General features: G+C 70.1%; 25 protein-coding genes. 7 read left to right on the top strand and 18 right to left on the bottom strand.

What is annotated here, in order from left to right:
- Positions 1-43: 43 nt before the first annotated feature.
- Entirely contained in the window at positions 44-1354 is a 1311-nt protein-coding gene (locus tag ACN6O8_RS15265; RefSeq protein ID WP_427991863.1) for an SLC13 family permease, read from the top strand.
- Here the strand turns inward: ACN6O8_RS15265 and ACN6O8_RS15270 are convergent.
- From ACN6O8_RS15270 to ACN6O8_RS15285, 4 genes are all read right to left on the bottom strand, one after another.
- Positions 1326-1748: a VOC family protein gene (locus ACN6O8_RS15270; RefSeq protein ID WP_427991864.1), complete on the bottom strand. Its 423-nt coding sequence runs from the start codon at positions 1746-1748 to the stop codon at positions 1326-1328. The genes ACN6O8_RS15265 and ACN6O8_RS15270 overlap by 29 nt on opposite strands.
- A gap of 111 nt (positions 1749-1859) precedes the next feature.
- Positions 1860-2552 carry a helix-turn-helix transcriptional regulator gene (locus ACN6O8_RS15275; protein ID WP_427991865.1) on the bottom strand — a complete coding sequence of 231 codons (693 nt, stop codon included), beginning with the start codon at positions 2550-2552 and terminating at the stop codon, positions 1860-1862.
- 188 nt (positions 2553-2740) lie between these two features.
- On the bottom strand, positions 2741-3604 hold the full coding sequence (locus tag ACN6O8_RS15280) for a hypothetical protein (RefSeq protein WP_427991866.1): 864 nt from the start codon (positions 3602-3604) through the stop codon (positions 2741-2743).
- Between the two features lie 203 nt (positions 3605-3807).
- Positions 3808-4275, bottom strand: coding sequence for a CopD family protein (locus ACN6O8_RS15285; protein ID WP_427991867.1), 468 nt, complete (start codon positions 4273-4275; stop codon positions 3808-3810).
- 232 nt (positions 4276-4507) lie between these two features.
- Here ACN6O8_RS15285 and ACN6O8_RS15290 point away from each other — a divergent pair, with 232 nt between their 5' ends.
- The 5 genes from ACN6O8_RS15290 to ACN6O8_RS15310 all read left to right on the top strand — a co-directional run bounded on the left by ACN6O8_RS15290 (position 4508) and on the right by ACN6O8_RS15310 (position 8726).
- Positions 4508-5554: a hemin-degrading factor gene (locus tag ACN6O8_RS15290; RefSeq protein WP_427991942.1), complete on the top strand. Its 1047-nt coding sequence runs from the start codon at positions 4508-4510 to the stop codon at positions 5552-5554.
- Positions 5555-5564: 10 nt separating this feature from the next.
- Positions 5565-6398 carry a heme/hemin ABC transporter substrate-binding protein gene (locus tag ACN6O8_RS15295; protein ID WP_427991868.1) on the top strand — a complete coding sequence of 278 codons (834 nt, stop codon included), beginning with the start codon at positions 5565-5567 and terminating at the stop codon, positions 6396-6398.
- Positions 6382-7380 (top strand): FecCD family ABC transporter permease, encoded by a 999-nt coding sequence (locus tag ACN6O8_RS15300; RefSeq protein ID WP_427991869.1) that lies wholly within the window; start codon positions 6382-6384, stop codon positions 7378-7380. The genes ACN6O8_RS15295 and ACN6O8_RS15300 overlap by 17 nt, the downstream gene beginning before the upstream one ends.
- Positions 7377-8165: a heme ABC transporter ATP-binding protein gene (locus tag ACN6O8_RS15305; RefSeq protein WP_427991870.1), complete on the top strand. Its 789-nt coding sequence runs from the start codon at positions 7377-7379 to the stop codon at positions 8163-8165. The genes ACN6O8_RS15300 and ACN6O8_RS15305 overlap by 4 nt, the downstream gene beginning before the upstream one ends.
- A 78-nt stretch (positions 8166-8243) precedes the next feature.
- Entirely contained in the window at positions 8244-8726 is a 483-nt protein-coding gene (locus ACN6O8_RS15310; RefSeq protein WP_427991871.1) for a YajQ family cyclic di-GMP-binding protein, read from the top strand.
- 78 nt (positions 8727-8804) lie between these two features.
- Here ACN6O8_RS15310 and ACN6O8_RS15315 read toward each other — a convergent pair whose 3' ends face one another.
- The gene (locus ACN6O8_RS15315; protein WP_427991872.1) at positions 8805-10253 is read right to left on the bottom strand and encodes an AlkA N-terminal domain-containing protein; all 1449 of its coding nucleotides are present in this window, start codon (positions 10251-10253) and stop codon (positions 8805-8807) included.
- A 196-nt stretch (positions 10254-10449) separates the two neighbouring features.
- On the opposite strand from ACN6O8_RS15315, the gene ACN6O8_RS15320 reads away from it, so the two are divergent.
- On the top strand, positions 10450-10950 hold the full coding sequence (locus tag ACN6O8_RS15320) for a methylated-DNA--[protein]-cysteine S-methyltransferase (protein ID WP_427991873.1): 501 nt from the start codon (positions 10450-10452) through the stop codon (positions 10948-10950).
- Positions 10951-10998: 48 nt separating this feature from the next.
- On the opposite strand, the gene ACN6O8_RS15325 is transcribed toward ACN6O8_RS15320, so the two are convergent.
- From ACN6O8_RS15325 to urtA, 13 genes are all read right to left on the bottom strand, one after another.
- Positions 10999-11604, bottom strand: coding sequence for a phosphatase PAP2 family protein (locus tag ACN6O8_RS15325; RefSeq protein WP_427991874.1), 606 nt, complete (start codon positions 11602-11604; stop codon positions 10999-11001).
- Positions 11605-11696: 92 nt separating this feature from the next.
- The gene (locus ACN6O8_RS15330) at positions 11697-12173 is read right to left on the bottom strand and encodes a hypothetical protein (protein WP_427991875.1); all 477 of its coding nucleotides are present in this window, start codon (positions 12171-12173) and stop codon (positions 11697-11699) included.
- A 94-nt stretch (positions 12174-12267) separates the two neighbouring features.
- Positions 12268-14139 carry a sensor histidine kinase gene (locus ACN6O8_RS15335; RefSeq protein WP_427991876.1) on the bottom strand — a complete coding sequence of 624 codons (1872 nt, stop codon included), beginning with the start codon at positions 14137-14139 and terminating at the stop codon, positions 12268-12270.
- Positions 14139-14822 (bottom strand): LuxR C-terminal-related transcriptional regulator, encoded by a 684-nt coding sequence (locus ACN6O8_RS15340; protein WP_427991943.1) that lies wholly within the window; start codon positions 14820-14822, stop codon positions 14139-14141. Before ACN6O8_RS15340 ends, ACN6O8_RS15335 begins: the two co-directional genes overlap by 1 nt.
- A 113-nt stretch (positions 14823-14935) precedes the next feature.
- The gene (gene arsC, locus ACN6O8_RS15345) at positions 14936-15364 is read right to left on the bottom strand and encodes an arsenate reductase (glutaredoxin) (RefSeq protein ID WP_427991877.1); all 429 of its coding nucleotides are present in this window, start codon (positions 15362-15364) and stop codon (positions 14936-14938) included.
- A 74-nt stretch (positions 15365-15438) separates the two neighbouring features.
- On the bottom strand, positions 15439-16974 hold the full coding sequence (locus ACN6O8_RS15350) for a PepSY domain-containing protein (protein ID WP_427991878.1): 1536 nt from the start codon (positions 16972-16974) through the stop codon (positions 15439-15441).
- Positions 16975-16982: 8 nt separating this feature from the next.
- On the bottom strand, positions 16983-19184 hold the full coding sequence (locus tag ACN6O8_RS15355) for a TonB-dependent receptor (RefSeq protein WP_427991879.1): 2202 nt from the start codon (positions 19182-19184) through the stop codon (positions 16983-16985).
- A gap of 166 nt (positions 19185-19350) precedes the next feature.
- Positions 19351-19749 (bottom strand): DUF2946 domain-containing protein, encoded by a 399-nt coding sequence (locus ACN6O8_RS15360; RefSeq protein WP_427991880.1) that lies wholly within the window; start codon positions 19747-19749, stop codon positions 19351-19353.
- Positions 19750-19774: 25 nt separating this feature from the next.
- Positions 19775-20473, bottom strand: a complete 699-nt coding sequence (urtE, locus tag ACN6O8_RS15365; RefSeq protein ID WP_427991881.1) for an urea ABC transporter ATP-binding subunit UrtE — start codon at positions 20471-20473, stop codon at positions 19775-19777.
- 1 nt (position 20474) lies between these two features.
- A complete protein-coding gene (gene urtD / locus ACN6O8_RS15370; protein WP_427991882.1) occupies positions 20475-21314 on the bottom strand; it encodes an urea ABC transporter ATP-binding protein UrtD in 840 nt (279 codons plus the stop codon).
- Positions 21311-22438, bottom strand: coding sequence for an urea ABC transporter permease subunit UrtC (gene urtC, locus ACN6O8_RS15375; RefSeq protein ID WP_427991883.1), 1128 nt, complete (start codon positions 22436-22438; stop codon positions 21311-21313). Before urtC ends, urtD begins: the two co-directional genes overlap by 4 nt.
- Positions 22435-24066 (bottom strand): urea ABC transporter permease subunit UrtB, encoded by a 1632-nt coding sequence (urtB, locus tag ACN6O8_RS15380; RefSeq protein WP_427991884.1) that lies wholly within the window; start codon positions 24064-24066, stop codon positions 22435-22437. Before urtB ends, urtC begins: the two co-directional genes overlap by 4 nt.
- Before the next feature lie 20 nt (positions 24067-24086).
- Positions 24087-25340 (bottom strand): urea ABC transporter substrate-binding protein, encoded by a 1254-nt coding sequence (gene urtA, locus ACN6O8_RS15385; protein ID WP_427991885.1) that lies wholly within the window; start codon positions 25338-25340, stop codon positions 24087-24089.
- Between the last annotated feature and the right edge of the window lie 300 nt (positions 25341-25640).

Genomic DNA, 25640 nt, shown 5'->3' on the forward strand with positions numbered 1-25640 from the left:
GTCCGTACACTGCGCCGATCCGTGTTCTTGTGATGGTCTGCTCATGCATCTTGTCGCCTCCGGTTTTCCGATTCTACCCGCGCTGATCACCGCGCTCACGATCGCGCTGTGGGCTTTTTCGCGGTTGCCCGAATACCTGACGGCGCTGCTGTTTTTCAGCGCGGCGATGATTCTTGCCGCGGCCCCGCGCGAGGTGGTCTTTTCGGGGTTTTCGTCGGCGGCGTTCTGGCTGGTGCTGAGCGGCTACGTGCTGGGCCTGGCCCTGAAGTACACCGGCCTGGCCGACCGCATGGCGGGCGCGCTGTCGCGGCGCCTGTCGGGGTCGTACGCGAAGGGGGTGGCCGGCGTGGTGGCGCTGACCTACCTGCTGGCCTTCGTGATGCCGTCCAACATGGGCCGCATCGCCTTGTTGATGCCGGTGGTGCTGGCCTATGCCGACCGGATCGGGCTGGCGCCGGGCCGGCGCGGGCGTATCGGCCTGGCGCTGGCAGTGGGCTTTGGCACCTTCCAGTTGTCCACCTCGATTCTGCCGGCCAACGTGCCCAACCTGGTGATGGCCGGCAGCATCGAGTCCAGCTACGGCCTGCAATTGAGCTATCTGCCTTACCTGTGGCTGCATGCGCCGGTGCTGGGCATCCTGAAAGCCGTGGTGCTGGTGGCCTGTATTGTCTGGCTGTTCCGCGATACGCCCGAGGCCGCGCCGCCTGTCCCGCCGGCCCAGCCGCTGACGGCGGCCGAAAAGCGCCTGGCGGGGCTGTTGGGGTTGACGCTGCTGGGTTGGGTGACCGACGGCGTGCACGGCGTGGCGCCCGCCTGGATCGGGCTGGCTTCGGCCTGCCTTTGCCTCTTGCCCAAGGTGGGATTCGTCAGCGGCGAGCAGTTCGGCAAGGAAGTGAATTTCCGCACCGCGATCTATGTGGCGGGCATCCTGGGCCTGGCCGCGATGGTGGCGGACAGCGGCCTGGGCGGCCTCATCGGCCGTGCCCTGCTGGCCTGGCTGCCGCTGTCGCCCGAGGCGCCGATGCAGAGCTTCTTTTCGCTGGTGGGGCTGTCGGCGGCGTTGAACTTCGTGGTCACGGCCAACGGCGTGCCGGCCTTGTATACGCCGCTGGCCGCGACGCTGGCGCAGGCCTCGGGCTTTTCGCTGATGACGGTGCTGATGGCGCAGGTGGCCGGCTACGCCACGGTCATCATGCCGTACCAGGCCTCGCCCATCGTGGTGGCGATGGGCATGGGCCAGGTGCCGGCGCGCAGCGGCCTGGCGCTGAGCCTGCTGACGGCCCTGGTGTCGTTCGTGGCGTTGGTGCCGCTGGACTACCTGTGGTTCAGGCTCCTGGGAATGCTGGGATCGTGACCAGGGCTTCCTCGGCGGGCGCGGCGTCGGGCGCCGGAGCGAACACGCGCAGGCGGTGGCCGTCGGGGTCGAGCGCCACGAAGGTGCGGCCGAAGTCCATGTTGGTGGGGGCCTGCAGGATCGGCAGGCCGCGCAGGCTCCAGTCGAGGTGGCGCTGGTTGAGGGCGTCGGCGTCGGGCACGGTGAAGGCCAGTTCGGTGCAGCCGCCACGGCCGGCCGCGGCCGGTTCCACGGTGTGACGCGACCACAGGCCCAGCATCAGGCCGGAGTCGAGCGCGAACAGGGCGAAGGTGGGCGAGCTTTCGACGGGCGGGCGGTTCAGCAGCGCGCTGTAGAACGCCGCGCTGGCTTCGGGCTTGTCGACGTAGAAAATGACGAAATTCTTGGCGGACATGATGCGCTCCTGGTTGAATGAGCGCTCATCTTAGAAAGGCATGCTGTCAGATTTTGTCAGTAGTCTTCGGAGCGATGTCGCACCGGCCGCGCCGTTGGCGCGGGCCGTGGCTCAGCACCCGTCGCATTGGGCGGCGTTGATGGCGCGCCACTCCTTGAGCAAGGCGTGGCGGCGGCGCGGGTAGCGTTGTCCGGCTTCGAGCGTGGCGATGCGGTCGGTGCGGAAGTGACGGTAGTCCTGGCGCAGTTCGCACCAGGCCATGACGATGCGCACGCTGTCGAAAAATCCCAGTGCAAATGGCCAGATGACGCGTTCGGAGTCGGCGCCCTTGTCGTCGCGGTAGGTGATGGCGATTTTCTGTTCGCCGCGAATGGCCTGGCGGATCTGCGACAGGTCGACCCGGTCGGCCACGGCCCAACTGCTGGGGCCGACCAGCAGCGGAATGGCGTCCAGTTCGTCGCGCAGTTCCCGCGGCAGCACCGCGCTGATCTTGGCCAGCGCGTTGGCGGCGGCCTGACCCAGGCGTGGGTCGGAACGCCCGGCGACCCAGCGGGTGCCCAGCACCAGGGCCTCGATTTCTTCGGTGCTGAACATCAGCGGCGGCAGCATGAAGCCGGGCCGCAGCACGTAGCCGATGCCCGGCTCGCCGTCGATCCCCGCGCCCTGGGCCTGGAGCGTGGCGATATCGCGGTACAGCGTGCGCAGGCTGATGCCCAAGTCGGCCGCCAGGCGGTGGCCGCTGACGGGCAGGCGATGGCGCCGCAGGGTCTGCAGCAAGTCCAGGAGGCGTTCGGCGCGGGACATGGGGGCGGGCGGGCAGGGCGGGGAGGGCGTAATGCTGCCACGGAATGGCAGCAGCCGGAAGCCGCGGCCCTCAATCCGGCGGCGCCGCCCGCGTCATTCGCCGTTGCCGCCCCGGCCGCGAGCGAGGGCGCGAGGCAGCCGGCCCGCGCCAAACAGGCGCCGGGCCCAGGCCCCGCGCCTGTCCGCGATCAACGGCTGACCGGCTTGCCGCTGGCCACGTCGATCACCGAGCCGTCTTCCAGGCTGACGCGGTAGATCTCGCGCAGCACGTTGCCGGCGAAACCGATTTCGACGATCGACACGTCCTTGAAGGTGGTGTCGATGCCGTCGGGCAGCGCGGCATTGAACTTGTCGGCTTCCTGTTTCATGGCGTCGGCCAGGCGCGCGTCGTACGGCGTCATGCTGTAGACCAGGGTGGTGTGCGGATTGTGGGCGCGCACTTCCTTGCCGTCCTGCATCACGTTGACGCCGCTCACGCCCATGGTCTTGACCAGGTCGCGGCCGGCCTCGGCCATCTTGGCGTACACCGGGCCGGTCACGCGCGGCAGCGGGCCGTCGCGCAGCGGCGCCAGCGCGGCCGTGGTCACGGTGTTGTAGGCCATCATGGCTTCGAAGCCCGCGCCGCTCTTGACCACGCCCAGATCCAGCCACCATGGATGGCCGGCGCCCTTGGCGGCTTCGGTGGGATAGAAGCCCTTGAGCGTGACGGCCAGCGGTGCCGGCGGCTTGGGCAGCGCCTGCAGCATGCGTTGCGGCGTGGCCGGGTCGGCGTTGTGGATGTGGACGACCGTGACGTGGGGCATGTTGGGGGTCGCGGCCTCTGTCTTCAGGCCCAGCGCCAGCAGATCCTGCTTGAGCGTGGGGTTGACCTTGGCGTCGAGCACGCTGTTGACCGCCTGAGGCAGGCGGTACACCACGCCATAGGTGGCCTTGTGTTCGCGGAAGGCGGGCTGCTCGAGGGCGCTGTTGTCGATGGGGGCGGCGGCGACGGCGGCCGACAGGGTGGCACAGGACAGGCCGAGGGCGGCCAGGGGCAGGATGCGTTTGATCATGGATTTTCCTTTTATGGGGACCCGCGAGAGAGTCCGCGCCAGTGTGGCCGCGCCGGATGTACGGCGTATTGCACCAGCCCAAAGAAATCCGATAGCCGCCCCGGGCCGGCCGATAGCTGGGCCGGCCCCGCGGGCAGAGTGTGGCGCGCCGCGGCGCGGCCGGGTGCCGGCGCGTGCGCCGCGCCGCTGAAGGCCAGGGCGCCCTAAAGCAGGAAGACGGCCGCGACGATGGCCAGCCCCAAGAGCAGATTGATGCCGACCCAGCGGCGGATGCCGGCCATGGCCTGCCCGCCGCGCGGCCAGTCGGCGGCCGCCACCGCGCCGCGCAGGCGCGGATAGAGCACGGCGCGGATGTAGGCGTAGATGACGGTCATCACCAGTGCGCCGGCGGCCATCACCGTCCAGCCACGCGGCATGAAGAAGGCGCCGCCGCTGCGGGCGGCCTGGGCCGCCTCCTGGCCGATCATTGCCGCGCCCGTGGCCAGGATCAGCACGACCGCCGCCAGCACGGCATTCAGGAACGGGCCTAGCACCGCATTCATCAGCGCCAGCCGCTGCGGCGGTTCCAGCCGCGCGGCCGCCGGCCGCAGGAAACAGTGGGCGAACAGCATGCCGCCGACCCAGAGAATCACGGCCAGCAGGTGGATGAGTTTGAAGGCGCTGTAGGTCATGGCGTCGGACTTGTCGTGGGAGGCGGGGAGGGCGGCTGAATCCGTCCCCATCATATCGCCGCCGGCCTGCCGGCGGGGGCTTGACCTGGATCAGGGCTTTCCATTTAGAATGAGATTGATTTTTATTCATGATCAAGAGTGTTCGGCAGCCCACCGTGTCCAACCTTGCGCTTGCCCGCGGCGACGCCGTCCACCTTTCATTCCGGCCGGAGGGCCCGCCATGAGCCACGAAGTGAAGCAACCCGATTTCGCCACCCGCGCCGCCGCGCTGCGCGCCCGCAACGAGGCACTGGCGGCGTCCAAGCCCGGCCTGCGGGCCCGCAACCTGGCCCAGGAACTGGGTGTCTCCGAGGCCGAATGGGTCGCCGCCGGCTGTGGCGGCGTCAAGGCGACTGAACTGCACGGCCAGCCGCAGGAGATCTTCCGCGAGCTCGGTACGCTGGGGACGGTGATGGCGCTGACGCGCAACGATTGGTGCGTGCACGAGCGTCATGGCGCGTACCTGGACATCCAGGCAGACGGCCCGGTCGGGCTGGTGCTGGGGCCGGACATCGACCTGCGGGTGTTCTTCTCGTGCTGGGCATCGGCCTGGGCCGTCGAGCAGGACGGCCGCCACAGCCTGCAGTTCTTCGACGGCGCGGGCGTGGCGGTGCACAAGGTCTACCGCACCGACGCCACCGACGGCGCCGCGTATGACGCGCTGGTGGCCCGGTTCGCCGGCGCCTCGCGCTGGCCCGAGACCGCGCCCTACGCGCCCGCCGCCGAGGCGCCGCGGGTCGAGGACAGCGCGCAATGGCGGCAGGCCTGGCTGGGCATGCAGGACACGCACGAATTCTTTCCGCTGCTGCGCAAGTTCAAGGTGTCGCGCCTGGCGGCGCTGGCCGCGGCCGGCGAAGACCTGGCGCAGACGGTGCCGGTGGCGTCGGTGGAACGGATGCTGGAATCGGCGGCGGCCAGCGGCCTGTCGATCATGTGCTTCGTGGGCAACCGCGGCATGATCCAGATCCACACCGGTCCGGTGCAACAGTTGCGCCGCGCCGGCCCCTGGTTCAACGTGCTGGATCCGACCTTCAACCTGCACCTGGACACCACCGCCATCGCCTCGGCCTGGGTGGTGAACAAACCCACCAGCGATGGCTGGGTGACGTCGCTGGAACTGTATGCGTCCAGCGGCGACCTGATCGCGCAGTTCTTCGGCGAGCGCAAGCCGGGCAAGCCGGAGCTGCAAGGCTGGCGTGAATTGATGTCGGGCCTGTGCCACGTGCCGTTGGCCGCTTGAGGAAGACGTGATGAAGACCTGGCTGGCGGTGGTGGCGGGATGGATGCTGGTGGCGGGCGCGCAGGCGGCGCCGCCGGCGCGCGTGGTGACGCTGGGTGGCAGCGTGACGGAGATCGTGTATGGCCTGGGGCAGGGCGAGCGGCTGGTCGGCGATGACCAGTCCAGCCTGTATCCGGAGGCCGCGACCCGGCTGCCGCGTGTCGGCTACTACCGTGCCGTGCCGGTCGAAGGCGTGCTGGCGCTCCAGCCCGACCTGGTGCTGGCCTCGGAACAGGCCGGTCCGGCCGAGGCGCTCAAGCGCCTGGGGGACGTCGGGGTGCGGGTGGTGAGCGTGCCGGATGCGCCGTCGGTGGCGTCGCTCAATGCGCGCATCCGCGCGGTGGCCGCCGCGCTCGAGGTGGCGCCGGCCGGCGAACAGATGGTGGCGGACGTGGCGCGCGAACTGGTCAGGGCCGAAGCCGTGCCGGCGACCCGCGCGCGGGCGTTGCTGCTGATCAATCGCACCGGCACGCCGCAGGGCGCCGGCCATGACACGGCGGCCGCCGAGGTCATGCGCCTGGCCGGCCTGGCCAACGTGCTGGACGCGCAGCAGGGCTACAAGTCGTTGTCGCCCGAGGCCATCGGCGCGCTGGCGCCCGACCTGATCATCGTGACGCGCGCGTCGCTGCAGGCCAGCGGCGGACTCGAGGGCTTCGCGCGCCTGCCCGGCATTGCCGTGACGCAGGCCGCGGCGAAGCAGCGCATCATCGTCATGGACGACCTGCTGATTCTGGGGCTGGGGCCGCGCCTGCCGCAGGCGCTGATGCAGCTCAAGCAGGAGGCCGCGCATGCCATGGCGCGCTAGCACGCCGTGGGTGCTGGCGCTGCTGGGCGTGGCGCTGGTGCTGGCGGTGTTGGCGGCCAGCGCCAGCGGCGCGGTGTCGATTCCGCTGCGCGCGCTGCCGTCGTTGTTGTGGGGCGCGCCCGGGCCCGAACAGGCGCTGTGGCGCAACGTGTTGCTCGACATCCGCCTGCCGCGGGTGCTGCTGGCGGTGGTGATGGGCGCCGGCCTGGCGATCTCGGGCGCGGCGCTGCAGGCGCTGTTCCGCAATCCGCTGGCCGAGCCGGGCCTGATTGGCATTTCCGCCGGCGCGTCGCTGGGCGCGGTCATTGCCATCGTGTTGACGCCCGGCGGCTTCGGCTACACCGCGCCGGGCGCCTTCATCGGCTGCCTGGCCGCGACGCTGTCGGCCTACATGGTGGGACGGCGGATGCCAGGCGTGGCGGGGCTGCTGCTGGCGGGCGTGGCGATCTCCGCCATCGCTTTCAGCCTGATCGGCCTGTTCACCTTCATGGCATCCGACACGCAATTGCGCGACCTGACCTTCTGGAACATGGGCAGCCTGGCCGGCGCCACCTGGGCGCTGCTGGCGTTCCTGGGCCCGTGGGTGCTGCTGCTGTCGTGCTGGCTGCTGCGGCAATGGCGCGTGATGAACGCATTGCTGCTGGGCGAGCGCGAGGCCCAGCATCTGGGCTATTCGCTCAAGCAGGCGCGGGCCCGGCTGGTGCTGGCCTGCACCCTGATCGTCGGGCCGCTGGTGGCCGCCTGCGGCACCATCGCGTTTGTCGGCCTGGTGGTGCCGCATCTGGCGCGCATGACGCTGGGCGCCAATCACCGCCTGCTGTTGCCGGCCTGCCTGCTGGGCGGCGCGCTGGTGATGACGCTGGCGGACTGGCTGGCGCGCGTCGTGGTGGTGCCGGCCGAACTGCCGATCGGCCTGGTGACCGGGCTGGTGGGCGGCCCCTTCTTCCTGTGGCTGCTGGCGCGCGGCCGGAGGCAGGGTTGATGCTGGCCGCCGAGAACCTGACGCTGGCGCGCGACGGCAAGCGCATTCTCGATCGCGTGTCGCTGGCTATCCATCCGGGCGAAGTGGTGGGCCTGCTGGGCAGCAACGGCGCCGGCAAGTCGACCCTGCTGGGGGCGTTGTCGGCCGAGCTGGACGCGGCGGGCGGCCGCCTGATGCTGGATGGCCGCCCGCTGCATGGGCTGCCGCCGCGCGAACAGGCGCGCAAGCGCGCGGTGCTGCCGCAAAAGCCTGGCCTGACCTTCGACCTGGGGGTGCGCGAAGTGGTGGCAATGGGCGCCTATCCCTTTCCGGAACTGTCGCCGGCCGCGGTCGACGAGCTGGCGCGGCAGGCGCTGGCATGGGCCGACGCCAGCCACCTGGACGGCCGCCGCTATCCGCAACTGTCGGGCGGCGAGCAGCAGCGGGTGCAGTTCGCCCGGGTGCTGGCGCAATGCCGCGCGGCGCGCGCCCAGGGCGAAGCCCGCTACCTGTTGCTGGACGAACCCACCGCCAGCCTCGATCCCAGGCATCAGACCGAGCTGATGAGACGGGCGGCGCAACTGGCGCACGAGGGCCACACCGGTGTGCTGGTGATCCTGCACGATATGAACCTGGCGGCGCGCTGGTGCGACCGCCTGCTGCTGCTGAGCGCCGGCCAGGCGGTCGCGCAGGGAACGCCGGCGCAGGTGCTGACACCGGCCAATCTGTATCTGGCCTACGGCATCGAGGCGCAGGTGATGCCGCATCCGTTGCAGACCGACCGGTTGCTGGTGCTGATGGCTTGATGGCGGCGCCCCGTTAAAATGGCGCGATCGCGGCGGCCGCGGCCGCCTTTTCCTCATCTACCGACAGGACCCAGTGTCATGCCTACTTTCGACGTCGTCTCCGAAGTCGACAAACACGAACTCACCAACGCCATCGACCAGGCCAACCGCGAGCTCGCCACCCGTTTCGATTTCAAGGGCACGGATGCCAAGTTCGAACTGGACGGCTTCGTGGTGACGCAGGTGGCGTCGAGCGTGTTCCAGCTCAAGCAGATGCTGGACATCCTGCGCGGCCGGCTGTCGGCGCGTGGCATCGATGTGCGTTGCCTGGATGTGGCGGACCCGCTGGAGAACCTGGGCGGGGCGCGGCAGAAGATCACGGTCAAGCAGGGCATCGAGCAGCCGGTGGCCAAGAAGCTGATCGCCGCGATCAAGAACGCGAAGCTTAAGGTGGAAAGCCAGATCAATGGCGACAAGCTGCGGATCAGCGGGAAGAAGCGGGATGATCTGCAGACGGCGATTGCGTTGTTGAAGAAGACGGACGTGGATTTGCCGTTGCAGTTCGAGAATTTCCGCGACTGATTTTTTTGATATGGCGGGTATGCTTCGCAGGCCGCCCGCCGCGTCATTGGCGTGTATCGAGCGGTGCCCGCCTGCGCCTCAATACGCCGCCCACAGGTGCTGGGCGGCGTAGGCGCGCCAGGGGCGCCAGGTTTCGGCGCGGGCCAGGAGCTGGGCGGGGGTGTAGGCGCGGTTTTCGATTTTTTCCAGAGCGCGGATCAGGCCGATGTCGGCGGCGGGAAAGGCGTCGGGTTCGCGCAGTTGGCGCAGGGCGATGTACTGGGCGGTCCATTCACCGACACCGCGCAGGGAGCGCAGGCGGGTGACGGCGCTGTCGAGACTGCCGGTGGTGTCGAACAGGCGCGGGTCGGCCAGGGCCGCGGCGGCGACGGCGCAGAGGGTGGCCGCGCGGCTGCGGGGCATGCCCAGGGGAGCGAGGTCGACGGGGGCGATGGCGGCCGGCGTCGGGAACAGATGGGTCAGGTCGCCGTCGGGCTGGTCCAGGGGCTGGCCGTGGGCGGCGACGAGCTTGCCGGCCAGTTTGATGGCCGCGCCGACGGTGATCTGCTGGCCGAGCACGGCGCGCAGGGCGAGTTCGAAGCCGTCCCAGGCGCCGGGCACACGCAGGCCGGGCCGGGCGGCGGTCAGCGCGGCCATGACGGGATCGTGCGCCAACTGGGCGGCGAGCGCGGCCGGGTCGCTGGCCAGGTCGAAGACGCGGCGCAGGCGCGCGATGACGGTGGGCAGGGCGCGCAGTTGCGGAAAGCGGACGGTGGCTTGCAGCGCGTTGCCGGCGCCGGGCTCGACCCGCACGGTGCCCTGGGCGCCGTCCAGGCCGATGGTGCGCGTGTAGTGGTTGTCCGTGACCCGTTCGATGCCGGGAATGGCGCGCACGCGCAGGAATTCCAACATGGCGGGCCAGTCGTAGGGCGGGCGGTAGCGCAGCAGCAGCTTGATTTCGCCTTGCGGGCCGGCCGAGACATCGGGTTTGCCGGAGCGGCGCAATGCGCCCGGCGCGCGGCCGAACAGGGCCAGGAAGATCTCGTTGAAGCGGCGGATGCTGCCGAAGCCGGCGGCAAACGCGATTTCGGCCATCGGCAGGTGGGTTTCGTGGATCAGTTGCTTGGCCAGCAGCACGCGCCGGGTCTGGGCCACGGCCACGGGCGAGGCGCCCAGGTGCTGGCGGAACTGGCGCCGCAGCTGGCGTTCGCCGATGCCCAGGCGCGCGGCCAGGGCATCGACGCCGGCCTCGTCCAGCGCGCCCAGTTCGATCAGGCCGAGGGCGCGCGCGACGCTGTCGGGCAGGTCGCGGGCGTGGCCGGCGGCGGGCGCGGTTTCGGGCCGGCAACGCAGGCAGGGGTGAAAACCCGCTTCCTGGGCGGCCGCGGCCGTGGGGTAGAAAACCACGTTGCGCGCCAGCGGCGTGCGCGCCGGGCAGACCGGGCGGCAGTAGATGCGCGTGGTCTTGACGGCGGTGAAGAAGCGCCCGTCGTAGCGGGCGTCGCGTACGCGGATGGCGCTGTAGCAGGCGTCGTGATCGAGGTTCATGGGGCCATGCTAGCGCCGGCGCTGACCATGAGCTAGCGGTTTTCGGACGCTGTTGTTGGAATCACTGCCGTGTCCGGAATCCGCCAGCGGGCGGCCCCGGACGCGCCTATATTGGATCCGCCCATCCCCGAATCCGGAGCTCGCCATGCCCGTCCACACCTTCACGCTTGAACGCGTTGCCACCCCGATCGGGCAAATGCTCGTGCTGAGCGATGCGCGGGACGGCCTGCGCGCGGTCGACTGGGCGGACTACGAAACCCGCATGCACACGCTGCTGCGCCGCCAGTATCGCCAGGACGCGGTGCGGGTGACGGATGCCGCGCGGGTGTCACCGGCCAGCCGCGGGTTGCAGGCGTACTTCGAGGGCGAGGTCGATGCGATCGACCGCTTGCCGGTGGCCTCGGGCGGCACCGATTTTCAACGCCAGGTGTGGCGCGCGCTGCGTGACATCGCGGCGGGCGATACCGTTAGCTACGGCACGCTCGCCGTGCGCATCGGCCGGGCGCGGGCGGTGCGCGCGGTGGGGCTAGCCAATGGGGCCAATCCGGTGGGAATCGTGGTGCCGTGCCACCGCGTGGTGGGGGCCGACGGGTCGCTCACCGGCTATGGCGGCGGACTGCATCGCAAGCGCTGGCTGTTGGCGCACGAGGGCCGCTGGCGCGCGGCCCGCGATAGCTTGTCGGCGCAGGCCGCCTGAGGCGGGCGCGATGCAACGCCCGCGTCACGGGGACGCGGGCCGCGCACCTCAGGCGCGGATCCAGCCGCGCGCGATGGGCAGCGCCAGCAGCTTGCGGTAGAGGGCTTGCAGCGAGGTGGTCAGCGGCGTGCCGACGCGGCGCCAGACCGGCACGGCGAGCCCGGCGGCCACGGGCGCCAGCAGCAGGCCGCCAGCGATGTCCAGCGGGAAGTGCACGCCCAGGTAGACGCGCGACAGGCCGACCACGGCCGCCAGCAGCAGCGTGGCGTAGCCCCAGCCGGCCCAGCGTCGGTCGAAGATCAGTGTGAAGGCCAGCGTGGCGATGATGATGGCGTGGTTGCTGGGGAACGAGGCCGTGGCCTTGTGCGCGAAGAAGGCTTGGCCCAGTCCGAGCACGAACGGCCGCGGATGCGGCCACAGCGCGCCGCACAGATAGCTGATACAGAGCGCCGCGCCGATGCCGGCCAGCGCCTTGAGCACCAGGTCACGCTGGGGCGGTCCGCCCCACAGCCACAGCCCCGCGAGCGCGGCCGGCACCAGCAGGATCAGCCGGTTGGCGATGAACAGGCCCGCCTGAATGCGCCAGCCCGGGCTGGCCGGGTCGGCGTTGATCAGAAGAAACAGGGACTGATTGAGAGGTTCGAGGAAATCCATGACGCGTCATTTTGATGAAATGTTCTTGACTGGCGCGATGGTAGCCGGGTTTGCCGTCAATTCCCTTGCAAAATGCGGCCGAATTCCTGGATTTACTTCTGGATGCGGATGGGGCCTTGCGTCGCGTTCACCGGCTTGCACAGAAACAGCACACAGGCGGGTTCGTCCAGCCCGGACCGCGCCAGCCGCAACAGCGAACCCGCCAGGTCCGCCGGCACCGCGCGTGACAGGGCGGCGGCCAGGCGCGGATGGATGGGGCGGGGCGCGTCGGCGGCGGTTTCGCCGGGGGCGGGAACCGGCCGCGCCGCGTCCAAGAGGCCGCCCGTGTCGCGCAGCAGCCCCAGCGCCGCGCCGCCGAGCCAGGCCGCGTACGCGCCCGGTCCGCGCCCGCGCGACAGCCGAGCGGCCGTGTCGAACGCGTGGCCGCCCTGGGACACGCCTGCCGCAAGGTGCTCGCGCAGCACGCGCGCCAGCGATTCCGCGTGGGTGCCAAGCAGGTCCCGCAACAGCGGCGCGTCGGTGCGTTCTGGGGGGAAATCCGGCTGGCGCGGCATCGAAGGCGTGGACATGGGGATCTGCATGGAGGGTAAATCGGCGCGCGACCTGACGCGCCGGTCAACCCCGCATTAGATCGGCCGGAGGCGGCCTTGGGTATCCCTGAAATCAGGTAATCGTGGCCGCTGCCGGTGTCGCCAGGCGCGCCAGCAACCGCGTGCGGCCGGGCGCCGAGGCGATATCCAGCGTGCCGCCGACGCGCGCCAGGCGGGTGGCCATGCTGCGCACGCCGACGCTGAGATTGGCGGCGCGCACGGCCTCGACGTCGAAACCGACGCCGTCATCCTCGATCTCCACCACCAGTTCGCCGGGCTCGGGCTGGCGCAGCGCGACACGGACACGCTGGGCGCGGCTGTGCTTGACCACGTTGGTCAGCGCCTCTTCGATCAGGCGGGTGAGGGCCAGGCATTGCAGCGCGGAGGGCGCGCCGTGCCATGCCGCGGGCACGTCCCAGCGTACCGCCAGGCCCAGTTCATCGAACAACTGGGTGTAGCGGTGGCGCAGCGGCGCGATCCAGGCGCGCGGCGTGGCCGGCGGCGTCATGTCGGCGCTGGCGCCGTTGTCGATGGTCTGCCGCAGGTCATTGCGCAGCAGGTTCAGCATGGCCAGGACCTGGCGGTGCTGCAGCGGCTCGGCGGCCTGTTCGACCGCCGCCGTCATGCGCACCAAGGAGCCGCCCAGGCCATCATGCAGGTCGCGGGCGATTTCCAGACGATCCTGCAGGCGGCTGTTGGCCAGCGCCAGTTCATGTTCGCGCGCCAGTGTCGAGGCGAGCTCGGCGCGGGCGCGGGCCACCGACCTTTCCAGCTCGTGGTTGAAGCGCTCGATGCGCCGCAGGCCGCGCGCGTGGCGCAGGCCCAGCACGGCCGACATCGCGACCAGCACCGCGATGCTGGTGTAGGGAATGTAGGAACGGTCGCCATCGATGCGCTTGAAGATCAGCAGCAGGTCATGCAGGGCGGCGCCCAGAAAGACCACCAGGCAGGCGGCCAGCAGCATCTGCTCGCGATCGCGGCTGCGCACCGCGTGGATGGCCGATTGCAGGCAGTTCAGGAAGAACAGCGCCGACATCGTCAGCACGATGGTGCGCTGCATGGGCGCCACGGCCGCGTCGGGCACGCCGATCGCGGCGGCCAGCATTACGGCCACGGCGAGCCACAACGCCTTTTCCAGGCGCGGCCAGGATTGGCCGCCGAAGCGCCAGGTGAACAGGCAGAAGCAGGCGATGTGCAGGATCAGCGCGGCCGTGTTGGCGCGCGCCGCCATCAGCGTGGTGCCGAACGGCCAGGGGCTGACGGCGAGCACGTTGGCACAGAACAGCACCCAGAAGAACGCGGTCAGCGCGTACCAGCCGTGACTCGACTGCTGCGGCTTCATGGCCCACAGGAAGAAGAACAGCGCGCCCAGCGTGGCCGAGATCACCAGGTTGACCTGGAACAGCGTGCGGTTGCGCCACCAGCGCAGCGCGTGTTCGCGCGCCAGCGCTTGCGGCTCGCCCAGGTGGACCGGGCCCAGGCCGGGCGTCTGGCCGGCCACGCCGGTCACGCGTATCCAGAGTTGGTTGGCGCCGGCGCGCACCGATGACTCGGGCAGGCGCCAGTAGCGCGGCATGTTCCAACTGCGCGACAGCGGCTCGACCAGGCTGGCGTCGCGCCACAGCAGGTCGTCGTTCAGGTAGACCTCGCCGGCCATGACGATGGATTCGAGTGCCAACGCGGCCTGGCCGGCGGGCGCGCCGTCGCAGCCATGGCGCCAGTCGACGCGGTACCAGACGGAGCCGCTATGGCCGGGCCAGCGGCTTTCCCAGTTGTCCGGCAGCGTGACGGTGCGCCAGGCCGGCCCGTCCGCGGGCCGTTCGCCGCCGGCGCCGGCGATGGCCGCGCGCACCCCGGTCACGCGCGCCACGCAGTCCGGCGGGGCGCTTTGCGCCAGGGCCGGCGCGGCCAGCAGCGCCAGCCACGCCAGCACGGCCCGCCACATCAGTCGAGCAAGCCGCGCGAGCGCGCCGTGTGGATCGCGCGGGTGCGCGAGGAGACGGCGAGCTTGCGATAGATGTGCTTGATGTGGCATTCGACGGTATAGCGCGACAGGTGCAATTGCTCGGCGATTTCGCGGTTGCCCAGGCCCTCGGCCACCAGGCGCAGGATCTGGCCTTCGCGCGGGCTGAGCGTTTCGCCGGCGTCGGCCGGCGCGGGCTGGGCCGGCGCGGGGCGCATTTCCTCGATGATGCGGCGGGCCACGAACGGGTCGATGGGCGCGCCGCCGCGCAGCACGCTGCGCAGCGACAGCAGCACTTCCAGATCGTCGCGTTCCTTCAGCACGTAGCCGGTGGCGCCCGCGCGCAGCGCGGCCAGGATGGCGTCCTCGGTGCTCCAGGCCGAGATGACCAGGATCGCCAGGGCCGGATCGGCAGCGCGCAGTTCGGCGATCAGGTCGATGCCGTTGCCGTCGGGCAGGCCCAGGTCGACCAGCGTCAGCGCGACCGATTCGTCGGCCGCGCGGCGCCGCGCTTCGGCCAGCGAGGCCGCGAACAGCAGCGCGTCGCTCGGATAGCCCAACTGCCCAAGCAGCCGCTCCAGCCGGCGGCAGACCAGCGGCTCATCTTCCACCACCAGAACCGGGGCGGGCAGGGCAAGCGCGGAGACGGGCGGCAGATCGGTCATGGCGGCGGACAGGGAAGCCACGGGCGAAATTGCCCGCCGGGCATTTTGCCGGCCGCCGTCCGGGTTGGCTATCCCCGAAACTGGGTATGCCGTGACATTGTGGGGCGGCGCGCTCACTTGGCGATGCGCTTGCCCTGGGCGTCGATCACCGCCTCGCCGTCTTCCTTGGTGAATGCGCCCTGCTGCGGCGCCGGCAGGATGTCCAGCACCTGTTCGGACGGACGGCACAGGCGCGTGCCCAGCGGCGTGGTGACGAAGGGGCGGTTCAGCAGGATGGGGTGGGCCTCGATGGCATCGAGCAGGGCCTCGTCGCTCAGCGACGGGTCATCCAGGCCGAGTTCGGCGTAGGGCGTGCCCTTCTCGCGCAACGCCTCGCGCACCGTGATGCCGGCGCGCTTGAACAGCGCCTGCAGTTCGGCGCGCGAAGGCGGTGTTTCCAGGTACAGCACGACGCGCGGCTCGATGCCGGCGTTGCGGATCATGGCGAGCGTGTTGCGCGAGGTGCCGCACTTGGGGTTGTGGTAAATGGTGACGTCGGACATGAGCGCTTCCTTGAGGTGTTGCGGGAACAGGAGGGAGCATAGTGCATTCCGGACCCGTCTCCGCCGCGCGGGTCTCAGGCGCGCAGCTTGCGCCCCAGCCGGCGCCAGCCGATCACCACGCCGGTCAGGCTGAGCGCCGCGCCGCCCAGGCTCAGGAACACCAGCAGGACGTCCCACAGCGGCCGTCGCGCCAGCAGGCCGGTCCAGTCCCAACTGTGCAGGAAGGCGAACAGCCAGCGGCTGGCGCGGTTGCCGCGGTCCTGCCGGCTCAGCACCTGGCCGGTGCGCGGGTCCAGGTAGACCCAACTGGCCTGCGGGTCATCGAACACCAGGCGCCAGGCCGGCAGCGGCTTTTCGATGTGGCCGAGCATGGCGTGTTCGTCGCGGCCGTAATAGTAGAAGTCGTAGCGGTCGAGCACCTGCACGTCGGTCAGGGTGGCGCCCGGCACCAGGCGCGCGGCGGCGCCGCGCAGGGCGGCCGGGTCGAGCGTGACGGGCCGCGCGTCGGCGGCCGCCAGCAGCTGCGGCGCGCCCGGCCCGCTGCGGGCCAGCACCAGGTCCTGGCCGTCCACCCGCTGCCAGCGCAGTTCGCGCGGCGCCGCCGGCAGGGCGCGGATCAGCGCGGCGGGCGGCGCCTGCGGCGCGTCGGCGGCATAGGCGCCGCCGGCATAGGCCTTTAGCGCCAATGGCGGCGCGCCGCTGCTGAACACCTGCCACGGGTTCATCGACATCAGCCCGCTGAAGATCCAGGTGAGGGTGATGCCGGCGAACAGCAGGCCGGCCAGGTGGTGCCAGCGCATCATGTTTTCGCGATAGGGCGAGCGGCTGCCGCTGGCGTAGGGACGCGAGAAGCGCCAGCGCAGGATGCCGACCACCGTGCCCGTCAACGCCACCGCCAGGCCGGCCAACGACAGCCAGACGACGATGTCGTGCCACCACGGATCGAAGACGTTGCCGCGAAACGGATACAGCCAGTGGATCCAGGCGCCCGCGTAGTTCCACAGCCGCTCGCGGCGGGTGGCGTCCAGCACCACTTCGCCGGTGGCGGATGAGACGTACAGCCGGGTGCGGGCCGGGTCGCCCATGTCGATGCGGTGCAGCGGCCGATGCAGGTCGAGCGCGCCGGAATGGGTGTAGACGTCCTCGTCCACCTCGCCCTGGTAGCGCGCGGCGTAGTCGCCGCCGAACCAGGCGGTGGCGCTGGCCGTGGCGACCGTGGCATCGGCGCGCGGCAACAGCGCGCCGCTGGCGGCATCCACCACCTTGGGCGCGCGGCCACGGCCCATCGGCACCAGGTAGACCGGCGCGCCGCCGCGCAGCGCGGCCAGGCTCAGCCCCGCCATGTCGCCCGCGCCGGCGGTCGCCAGCGCCTGCGCCGGCGTGGCGCTGACGCGGGCCGGATCGAGCGGCGCCAGGTGCGTCATGCGTTCCTGCGGGGTGAGCTTGGGGTAGCCCACGTACATCATCACCACGCCGGAGATGAACCACATGGCGAAGAACAGGCACAGCACGATACCGGCCCAGCGGTGCGTCAGGTACAGCCAGCGCTTGGCGCGGGTGGACCACGGCACCGGCGCGGGCCGGCGCCGAGGCGAGGGGATGGCGTCCATGGAGGTCCTCAGAACCGCGCCTGCAGCGTCAGTTCGAACGAGCGCGGCGCGCCCAGGTAGAACATCGGCGTGCCGGTGACGTTGGCCGCGTACACCTTGTCGGTCAGGTTGCGGACCCGGCCGGTGACGGTGAAGTGGCGGTCGATGCGGTGCGACAGCGCCGCGTCGAACACGGTGTACGACGGCGCCCAGACGGTGTTGGCGGCATCGGCGTAGGCGCGGCCGACATAGCGCGCGGCGACGCTGGCGTTCCAGTCCGGCAGGAAGGCGTAGTCGATCCAGGCGTTGGCCACGCGCCGCGGCGTGTTGGTCGGCACATTGCCGTTGCGCGACACGCGCACCCCGCCGACGGTTTCCGAGAAATCGTCGTACTTGGGATCGACGAAGGCCACGTTGGCCTGCAGCGACAGGGTGCGCGTCAGGCGCAGGCCGCCCGCCAGTTCCAGCCCGCGCGCCGACTGCTGGCCCACCGGAATGCTGACCGCCGGATTGTTGGCGTCGGGCGCCGAGATGTTCTTGCGCGTGATCTCGTAGGCGGCGATGGTGGCCGAGCCGCGGCCGTCCCAGAACTCGAACTTGCCGCCCACTTCCTTCTGCGTGCCGGTGGTCAGCTTGTCATTGTTGAGCACGTCGGCGAACGAGGCGGTGGCCATGATGCCGGAGGGGGGATCGGCGGCGGTGGCGTACTGCGCGTAGAGCGAGGCCTGCGGCGTGATGGCCCAGTTCAGCGCCAGCCGGCCGGTGGTGGGCGAGTAGCTGCGCGAGGCCGAGGCCGGCGCAGTGGCGGTGACCGCGCGGCGGTTGGTCAGGTCCAGGTCGATGAAGTCCTTGCGCAAGGCCGACACGATGGCCACGCCGGGCAGCACCTCGGTACGGTTCTCCAGCGTGAAGGCGAGCGTGCGGATGCGGTTGTCGCGGTCCGGATTGTGGCCGCGCGTCATGCCGGGGATGTCGTAGAAATAGCCCGGCTGGAAATCGTACGGATCGACCGCGTCGACCGTGGCCGGCAGGCTGGTGGGGTAGCGGGTCTGCTTGTTCACGCTCAGGTCGGCGCCGAACGACCAACTGGTGGGCAGTCCGGCCAGCGTCGATTCGACCAGGCCTTCGACGCGGTTGCCGAGCAGGCTCTGCTCGTGGCGTTGCAGCAGCGCGCCCGAGCGCAGCACGCGGCTGTTGGCGGCGTTGTAGCGGTAGGTCTCCAGGTTGCGGAAATCGCGCTCGGCGCGGTAGTAGTAGAGCGTGTTCTTGAACGTCACGCCCGGCGCCGCGCGCCATTCGGTGAGCGAGCGGGCCCACAGCACCGACTGCTCGTACCGGCCGTCGTCGACGTTGTAGTTCTTGAAACGCGTGCCGCCACGGATGTGGCCCTCGCCGCTCACCTTGCCGTTCGCGCCGACCGTCAGCGGCGTGCCCCAGTAAGGCCGGTCGACGCGCTCGCGCTGGTACTCGAAGGCCCAGGTCTGGGTGACGTCGTCGCCCAGGTCGGACAGCAGCGAGGCCGCCACCTGGGTGGCGCGGGCGCGTTCGCCGTCGACCCAGCCGTTGCTGGCGGTGGTGTTGGCGTCGATGCGCAGGTAGTGGCCGCGCCCGCCGGGCGAGCCGGCCAACTGCTGGTTGATGCCGGCCGACACCTGGCGCGTGTCGAACGAGCCCAGCCGTAGCTGGCCTTCGTAGAAGGTGTCGCGCTCGGCCTGCTTGGTGACGTAGTTGATGGCGCCGCCGACCGCGCCGGCGCCGAACAGGAAGGTCGAGGGCCCGCCGATGGCCTCGACCCGGTCGTAGATCCAGCTATCGATCGGCCGCGCCGCCACCGCGTCGTACTGTACCGAGATGCCGTTGAACAGTTGCGAGACCTGCCCGCCGCTGAAGCCGCGATAGCTGACCGCGCCGGCCATGCCCGGGGGCGAGGCGTTGTTCACGCCCGGGATGCCGCGCGCGATGTCCTGGGTATTGAGGGCGCCGCGCGCCTCGATCTGCTGGCGCGAGATGACGGTGACGGAGGCCGGCGTGTCCTTGATGCGCAGGCCGAGGCGGCTGCCGGTGCCGTCGATGCGCTCCAGGTTGATCGGGCCGTTGGGCGAGTCCTCGGCGCGCTCGCCTTCGACCCGGGTGGGGGCCAGGGTTTCGATGGCGGGTTCGGCGGTCAGCGCGAACGCGGGATTGGCCGCGCAGGCGCCGGCCAGCAGGGATGCTGCGTAGGTTTTTTTCATGATCCAGGCCGGCAGGGGCCGGCATGCGCGCTCGCGCGGGCGCCGCGGTCAGGGCGGCAAAGAGGCGCGGGCGTGGGTTCTCCAGGGCGTCGCCGCCGGAAATGGGCGGCGCGGGCTCGGGCAGAAGCGGCGTGGCGGTCGTCCGCGAGGGACGGCCGCCGCGCGCTCAGGCCGCGGGCGGGGCGCGTGGCTGGGGCGCGCGCCAGGCGTGGAGCGGATGCGCGGCGCGGTAGAACAGCGCCGGGTAGGTGACGCCGCCGCTGGCGGGCGCCGGCAGCACGGTCAGGGGAGCGGGGGGAATGCCGGGATCGGCTTGCGGATTGCGGCAGAACGGGCAGTGGTTGCCGTCGCCATGATGGGCGGCGGGGTCGCCGGCCGCGTCATCGCTTTGCACCTCGATGGTCAGGGACGAGCGGCCGTCGGGGGCGCAGTAGTCCACGGTGACCTGGCGGCCGGCATTGGGCAGGTGGTTGCCATGCGCCAGCGACGGCACCAACGACGCCCACAGGATCGCGATCAGCGCGATCCAGGCGTAGCCGCGGTTCAGGAAGAGGGCGAGGTGCATGACGGCGCATTATATCCAAGCCTTTTCAGACGGAAAGGTGGCGCCGCACGTCCTCCCCGTCGATGGCGGCGCGGTCGCCGCTGGCCACCACCTCGCCGCGCGACAGCACCACGAAGCGGTCGGCCAGCTCGCGGGCGAAGTCGAAGTACTGTTCGCACAGCAGGATGGCGATGTCGCCGCGCTGGCGCAGCAGGTGGATGACGCGGCCGATGTCCTTGATGATGGACGGCTGGATGCCTTCGGTCGGCTCGTCCAGGATGATCAGCCGGGGTTCGGCCACCAGGGCGCGGGCGATCGCCAGTTGTTGCTGCTGACCGCCGGACAAGTCGCCGCCGCGCCGCGCCAGCATGCTCTTGAGCACCGGGAACAGCTCGAACACTTCTTCCTTGATGCGGCGCGCGCGCGCCGCCGGCTTGGTGGCCATGCCCATCAGGATGTTCTCCTCGACCGTCAGGCGGGCGAAGATGTCGCGGCCCTGCGGCACATAGGCCATGCCGCGCGCGGCGCGCTGGTGCGGCGCCAGGCGGGTGATGTCGGCGCCGTCGAAGCCGATGGCGCCGCGCGCCACCGGCAGCACGCCCATCACGCACTTGAGCAGCGTGGTCTTGCCGACGCCGTTGCGGCCCAGCAGCGCCAGGCATTCGCCCTGATTGACCGCCAGCGACACGCCGCGCAGGGTATGGCTGCCGCCGTAGTACTGGTCGATGGTGTTCACGTTCAGCATGTCAGCGCCCCAGATAGACTTCGATCACGCGCGCATCGGCCTGCACCTTGGCCATCGGCCCCTCGGCCAGCACCGAGCCCTCGTGCAGCACCGTGACCTTGCCGTCGCCGGCGATCTGGTTGACGAAGTCCATGTCGTGCTCGACCACCATCAATGAATGGCGGCCGCGCAGTTCGTTGAGCAGTTCGCCGGTGCGCTCGGTCTCGGCGTCGGTCATGCCGGCCACCGGTTCGTCCAGCAGCAGCAACCGGGGTTCCTGCATCAGCAGCATGCCGATCTCCAGCCATTGCTTCTGGCCGTGCGACAGCAGGCCGGCCGGGCGGAAGGCCTCGGGCCGCAAGCGAATCAGGTCGAGCGTCTCGCCGATGCGGTCGGCCTGCGCGCCGGTCAGGCGCGCGAACAGGGTGGGCCGCACGCGCTTGTCGGTCTTCATGGCCAGTTCCAGGTTCTCGAACACGGTGTGCTGTTCGAACACGGTGGGGCGCTGGAATTTGCGGCCGATGCCGGCGTGCGCGATCTGCGCCTCGCTCAGCGTGGTCAGGTCGATGCTCTGGCCGAAGTAGGCGGTGCCGGCGGTGGGCCGCGTCTTGCCGGTGATGACGTCCATCATGGTGGTCTTGCCGGCGCCGTTGGGGCCGATGATGCAGCGCAGTTCGCCGACGCCGATGTCCAGCGTCAGGTCGTTCAGGGCCTTGAAGCCGTCGAAGCTCACGGTGATGCCTTCCAGGTAGAGGATGGCGCCGTGGCTGGTGTCCAGGCCCTTGGGGCTGACGCGGCCGTAGCCGGCGTCGCCGCTGGGGCCGCCGTCCAGCGTGGCGGATTCGGAATGGGTGCTGGTCATGCGCGTCGCTCCTGGTGGCGGGCGGCCAGGCGCCGGGCCAGGCCGACGATGCCGGTGGGCAGAAAGAGAGTCACCAGCACGAAGATCAAACCCAGCGCGTACAGCCAGAATTCCGGCAGCACGCTGGTGAACCAGGTCTTCAGGCCGTTCACGGCGCCGGCGCCGATGATGGGGCCGATCAGCGTGCCGCGCCCGCCGGTGGCCACCCAGATCACCATTTCGATGGAGTTCTCGGTGGACATCTCGCTGGGGTTGATGATGCCGACCTGCGGCACGTACAGCGCGCCGGCGATGCCGCACAGCACCGCCGACAGCGTCCACACGAACAGCTTGAAGCCGAGCGGGTCGTAGCCGATGAAGCGCAGCCGGCTCTCGGCGTCGCGCACCGCCGTCAGCACCCTGCCCAGCTTGGACTGGGTGACGGCGCGCGCCAGCACCAGCGCGCCGGCCAGCGCCGTCAGCGTGATCCAGTAAAGCGCGGCGCGGGTGCCGGGCGCGGTGATGTCGAAACCCAGGATGCGCTTGAAATCGGTGAAACCATTGTTGCCGCCGAAGCCCGTGTCGTTGCGAAAGAACAGCAGCATGGCGGCAAAGGTCAGCGCCTGCGTGATGATGGAGAAGTACACGCCCTTGATGCGCGAGCGGAACGCGAAGTAGCCGAACACGAAGGCCAGCACGCCCGGCACCAGCACCACCAGCAGCATGGCGTAGGCGAAGTGGTCGGTGAATGCCCAATACCAGGGGTAATCCTTCCAGTCCAGGAACACCATGAAGTCCGGCAGCCGGCTCTGGTAGACGCCGTCCTGGCCGATGGCGCGCATCAGGTACATGCCGTGGGCGTAGCCGCCCAGGGCGAAGAACAGGCCGTGGCCCAGCGACAGGATGCCGGCATAGCCCCACACCAGGTCCAGCGCCAGCGCCGCCATGGCGTAGCACATGAACTTGCCCAGCAGCGCCACGGCGTAGGCCGAGACGTGCAGCGCATGGCCGGCGGGAAACACCAGATTCAGCAGCGGCACCAGCGCCAGCAGCAGCACGCCCGCGCCCAGCGCGGCCCAGGCGCGGCCGTTGAACAGGGGCCGGCGCGCCAGCAGGTTGATATCGGTCAGCGCGGTCTGCCTCATTCGACGCTCCGGCCGCGCGGGGCGAACAGGCCTTGCGGCCGCTTCTGCACGAAAAGCACGATGAGCACCAGGATAGTGATCTTGGCCATGACCGCTCCCGCGTAAGGCTCCAGGAATTTGTTGACGCCGCCCAGGCCGAGCGCGGCAATCACGGTGCCGGCCAATTGGCCGACGCCGCCCAGCACCACCACCATGAAGGAATCGACGATGTAGCCGCGGCCCAGGTCCGGGCCCACATTGCCCAGTTGCGACAGCGCCACGCCGGCCAGCCCGGCGATGCCCGAACCCAGCCCGAACGCCAGCATGTCGACGCGGCCGGTGGGCACGCCGACGCAATCGGCCATGCGCCGGTTCTGCGTGATGGCGCGCACGAACAGGCCCAGGCGAGTGTGGTTCAGCAGCGCCCACACCAGGAACACCACGAACAGCGCGAAGCCGATGATGACCAGCCGGTTGTAGGTCAGCACCAGGCCGCCCAGCACCGTGACGCCGCCGGACATCCAACTGGGGTTGCCCACCTCGACGTTCTGCGCGCCGAACAGCGTGCGCACGCCCTGCATCAGCATCAGGCTTATGCCCCAGGTGGCCAGCAGCGTTTCCAGCGGCCGGCCGTAGAGCCAGCGGATGACGGTGCGTTCCAGCGCCATGCCGACCAGAGCGGTGATCAGAAAGGCCAGCGGCAGCGCCGCGGCCACGTACCAGTCGAGCCAGCCCGGCAGCCAGGCGCGGAACGCCGTCTGCACCAGGTAGGTGACATAGGCGCCGATCATCAGCAGTTCGCCGTGCGCCATGTTGATGACGCCCATCAGGCCGAAAGTGATGGCCAGGCCCAGCGCCGCCAGCAGCAGCACGCTGCCCAGGCTGAGGCCGTAGAACAGGTTGCCGGCCCACTCGATGGTGGCCAGGTGGCGGTCGATGCGCTTGAGCGCGGTGGCGGCCGCCTCGCGCACGCCAGCGTCGGGTTCGGCAGAGACGCCGCCCTGCTGTTGCGTCAGCGCCGCCAGCGTCGGCCGGAAGGCGGCGTTGTCGGTGCGGCCGAGCAGATCCACCGCGTGGCGCCGCACCGCGGGGTCGGCGCTCTTGAGTTCGAGGTTGGCCTGGGCGATTTCCAGCGCGGCGCGCACGGCCGCGTCCTTTTCGGCGGCCAGCGCCTTTTCCAGCAGCGGCAGGCGCGCCGGATCGCCGGTCTGTTGCAGGCGGCGGGCGGCGGCCAGCCGTTCCTGCGGATTGTCGGAGAACAGGCGCGAGCCGGCCAGCGCCGCCTCGATCGCGCGCCGCAAGCGGTTGTTGATGCCGATGGCGGCGGCCTCGGGCGGCAGCGCCAGGGAAGCGCCGGTGGCCGGATCGGTGGCCTGGCCCTTGCCGTCGCCGATCAGCACGCGGCCATCCGGCAAGGCATACAGCTGGTCATTGCCCAGCGCCTGCAGCACGGCGGCCGCGCCCGGGCCGGGCTGCTGGCCCAGGGCGGCGATGGCTTGCAGGCGGGCGTCGGTGTCGTCGCCGGCCAGCGGGGCCAGCAGCGCCGGGTCCACGCCGGGCGTGGCCGCCTGGGCGGCCAGCGCCGGCAGGGCCAGCAGCCATGCAAGCAGGAGGTGACGCAGGAATCTCGCGAGGACCGCATTCGGCATGGCTGCGCTTCCGGTTCCGGTTAGAGACCTTGCTTGCTTTCGTTGCCCGGAATGTACGGGCTCCACGGCTGCGCGCGGATCGGGCCCTTGCTCTTCCAGACCACGTTGAACTGGCCGTCCGCCTTGATCTCGCCGATGTAGACCGGCTTGTGCAAGTGATGGTTGGTCTTGTCCATCTCGATGACGAAGCCGCTCGGCGAGTTGAACTTCTGGCCGCCCATGGCCGCGATCACCTTGTCGACGTCGGTGGTCTTGGCCTGTTCGACCGCCTGCTTCCACATGTGGATGCCGATGTAGGTGGCTTCCATCGGGTCGTTGGTGACCACGGTGTTGGCGTTGGGCAGGTTCTTGGCCTTGGCGTAGGCCTGCCACTTCTTGATGAATTCCGCGTTGACCGGATTCTTGATCGACTCGAAGTAGTTCCAGGCGGCCAGGTGGCCCACCAGCGGCTTGGTGTCGACGCCGCGCAGTTCTTCCTCGCCCACCGAGAACGCCACCACCGGCACGTCGGTGGCCTTCAGGCCGGCGTTGCCCAGTTCCTTGTAGAACGGCACGTTGGAGTCGCCGTTGATGGTGGAGATGACCGCGGTCTTGCCGCCGGCCGCGAACTTCTTGATGTTGGCGACGATGGTCTGGTAGTCGGCGTGCCCGAAGGGGGTGTAGACCTCGTCGATGTCGCTGTCCTTGACGCCCTTGGAATGCAGGAAGGCGCGCAGGATCTTGTTGGTGGTGCGCGGGTACACATAGTCGGTGCCCAGCAGCACGAAACGCTTGGCGCCGCCGCCGTCTTCGCTCATCAGGTATTCCACCGCCGGAATGGCCTGCTGGTTGGGCGCGGCGCCGGTGTAGAACACGTTCTTCTCCAGTTCCTCGCCTTCGTACTGCACCGGGTAGAACAGCAGGCCGTTCAGTTCCTTGAACACCGGCAGCACCGACTTGCGCGACACCGAGGTCCAGCAGCCGAACACCACCGCCACCTTGTCCTGCGACAGCAACTGGCGCGACTTCTCGGCGAACAACGGCCAGTTCGAGGCCGGATCGACCACCACCGCTTCAAGCTTCTTGCCCATCACGCCGCCGTTGGCGTTGATCTCGTCGATGGTCATCAGGGCCACGTCCTTGAGCGACGTTTCCGAGATGGCCATGGTGCCGGACAGCGAATGCAGGATGCCGACCTTGATGGTGTCTTCGGCGGCGAACAGTTGCGGCGTCCAGCCCGACACGGCCAACAGGCTCGCGGCGGTCAACTGCTTGAGGATTAGTCTGCGTTTCATGGTGACTCCTGGATGGGAAGAGGCCGGCGGTGTGCCGGCGATAACGGTGTCAAAGCCTGGGACTGCATCCAACTACCTCTGCGCGCGGCCCTGCCGGAGCAAGGGCGTGACCAGGACTTCAAAGCAAAAGCCGTGCCAACCGCGCCCGGCGGGCGTGGCGCTGTAGTGAGCAATGGGAGTGAGCGGGGGCGGGCGGGGCGCGGCGGCCGCGCGCGGCGCGGTTCAATCTGGTGCCGTGTGCACAAGTTCGGTGCGGCGCCTGCCCGTTGCGGGTGCGCGCGCGGCGCGGGAGATGCCGCC

Source organism: Achromobacter sp. (assembly GCF_050285565.1).
In the GTDB taxonomy this organism is placed as follows: Bacteria; Pseudomonadota; Gammaproteobacteria; order Burkholderiales; family Burkholderiaceae_B; genus Achromobacter.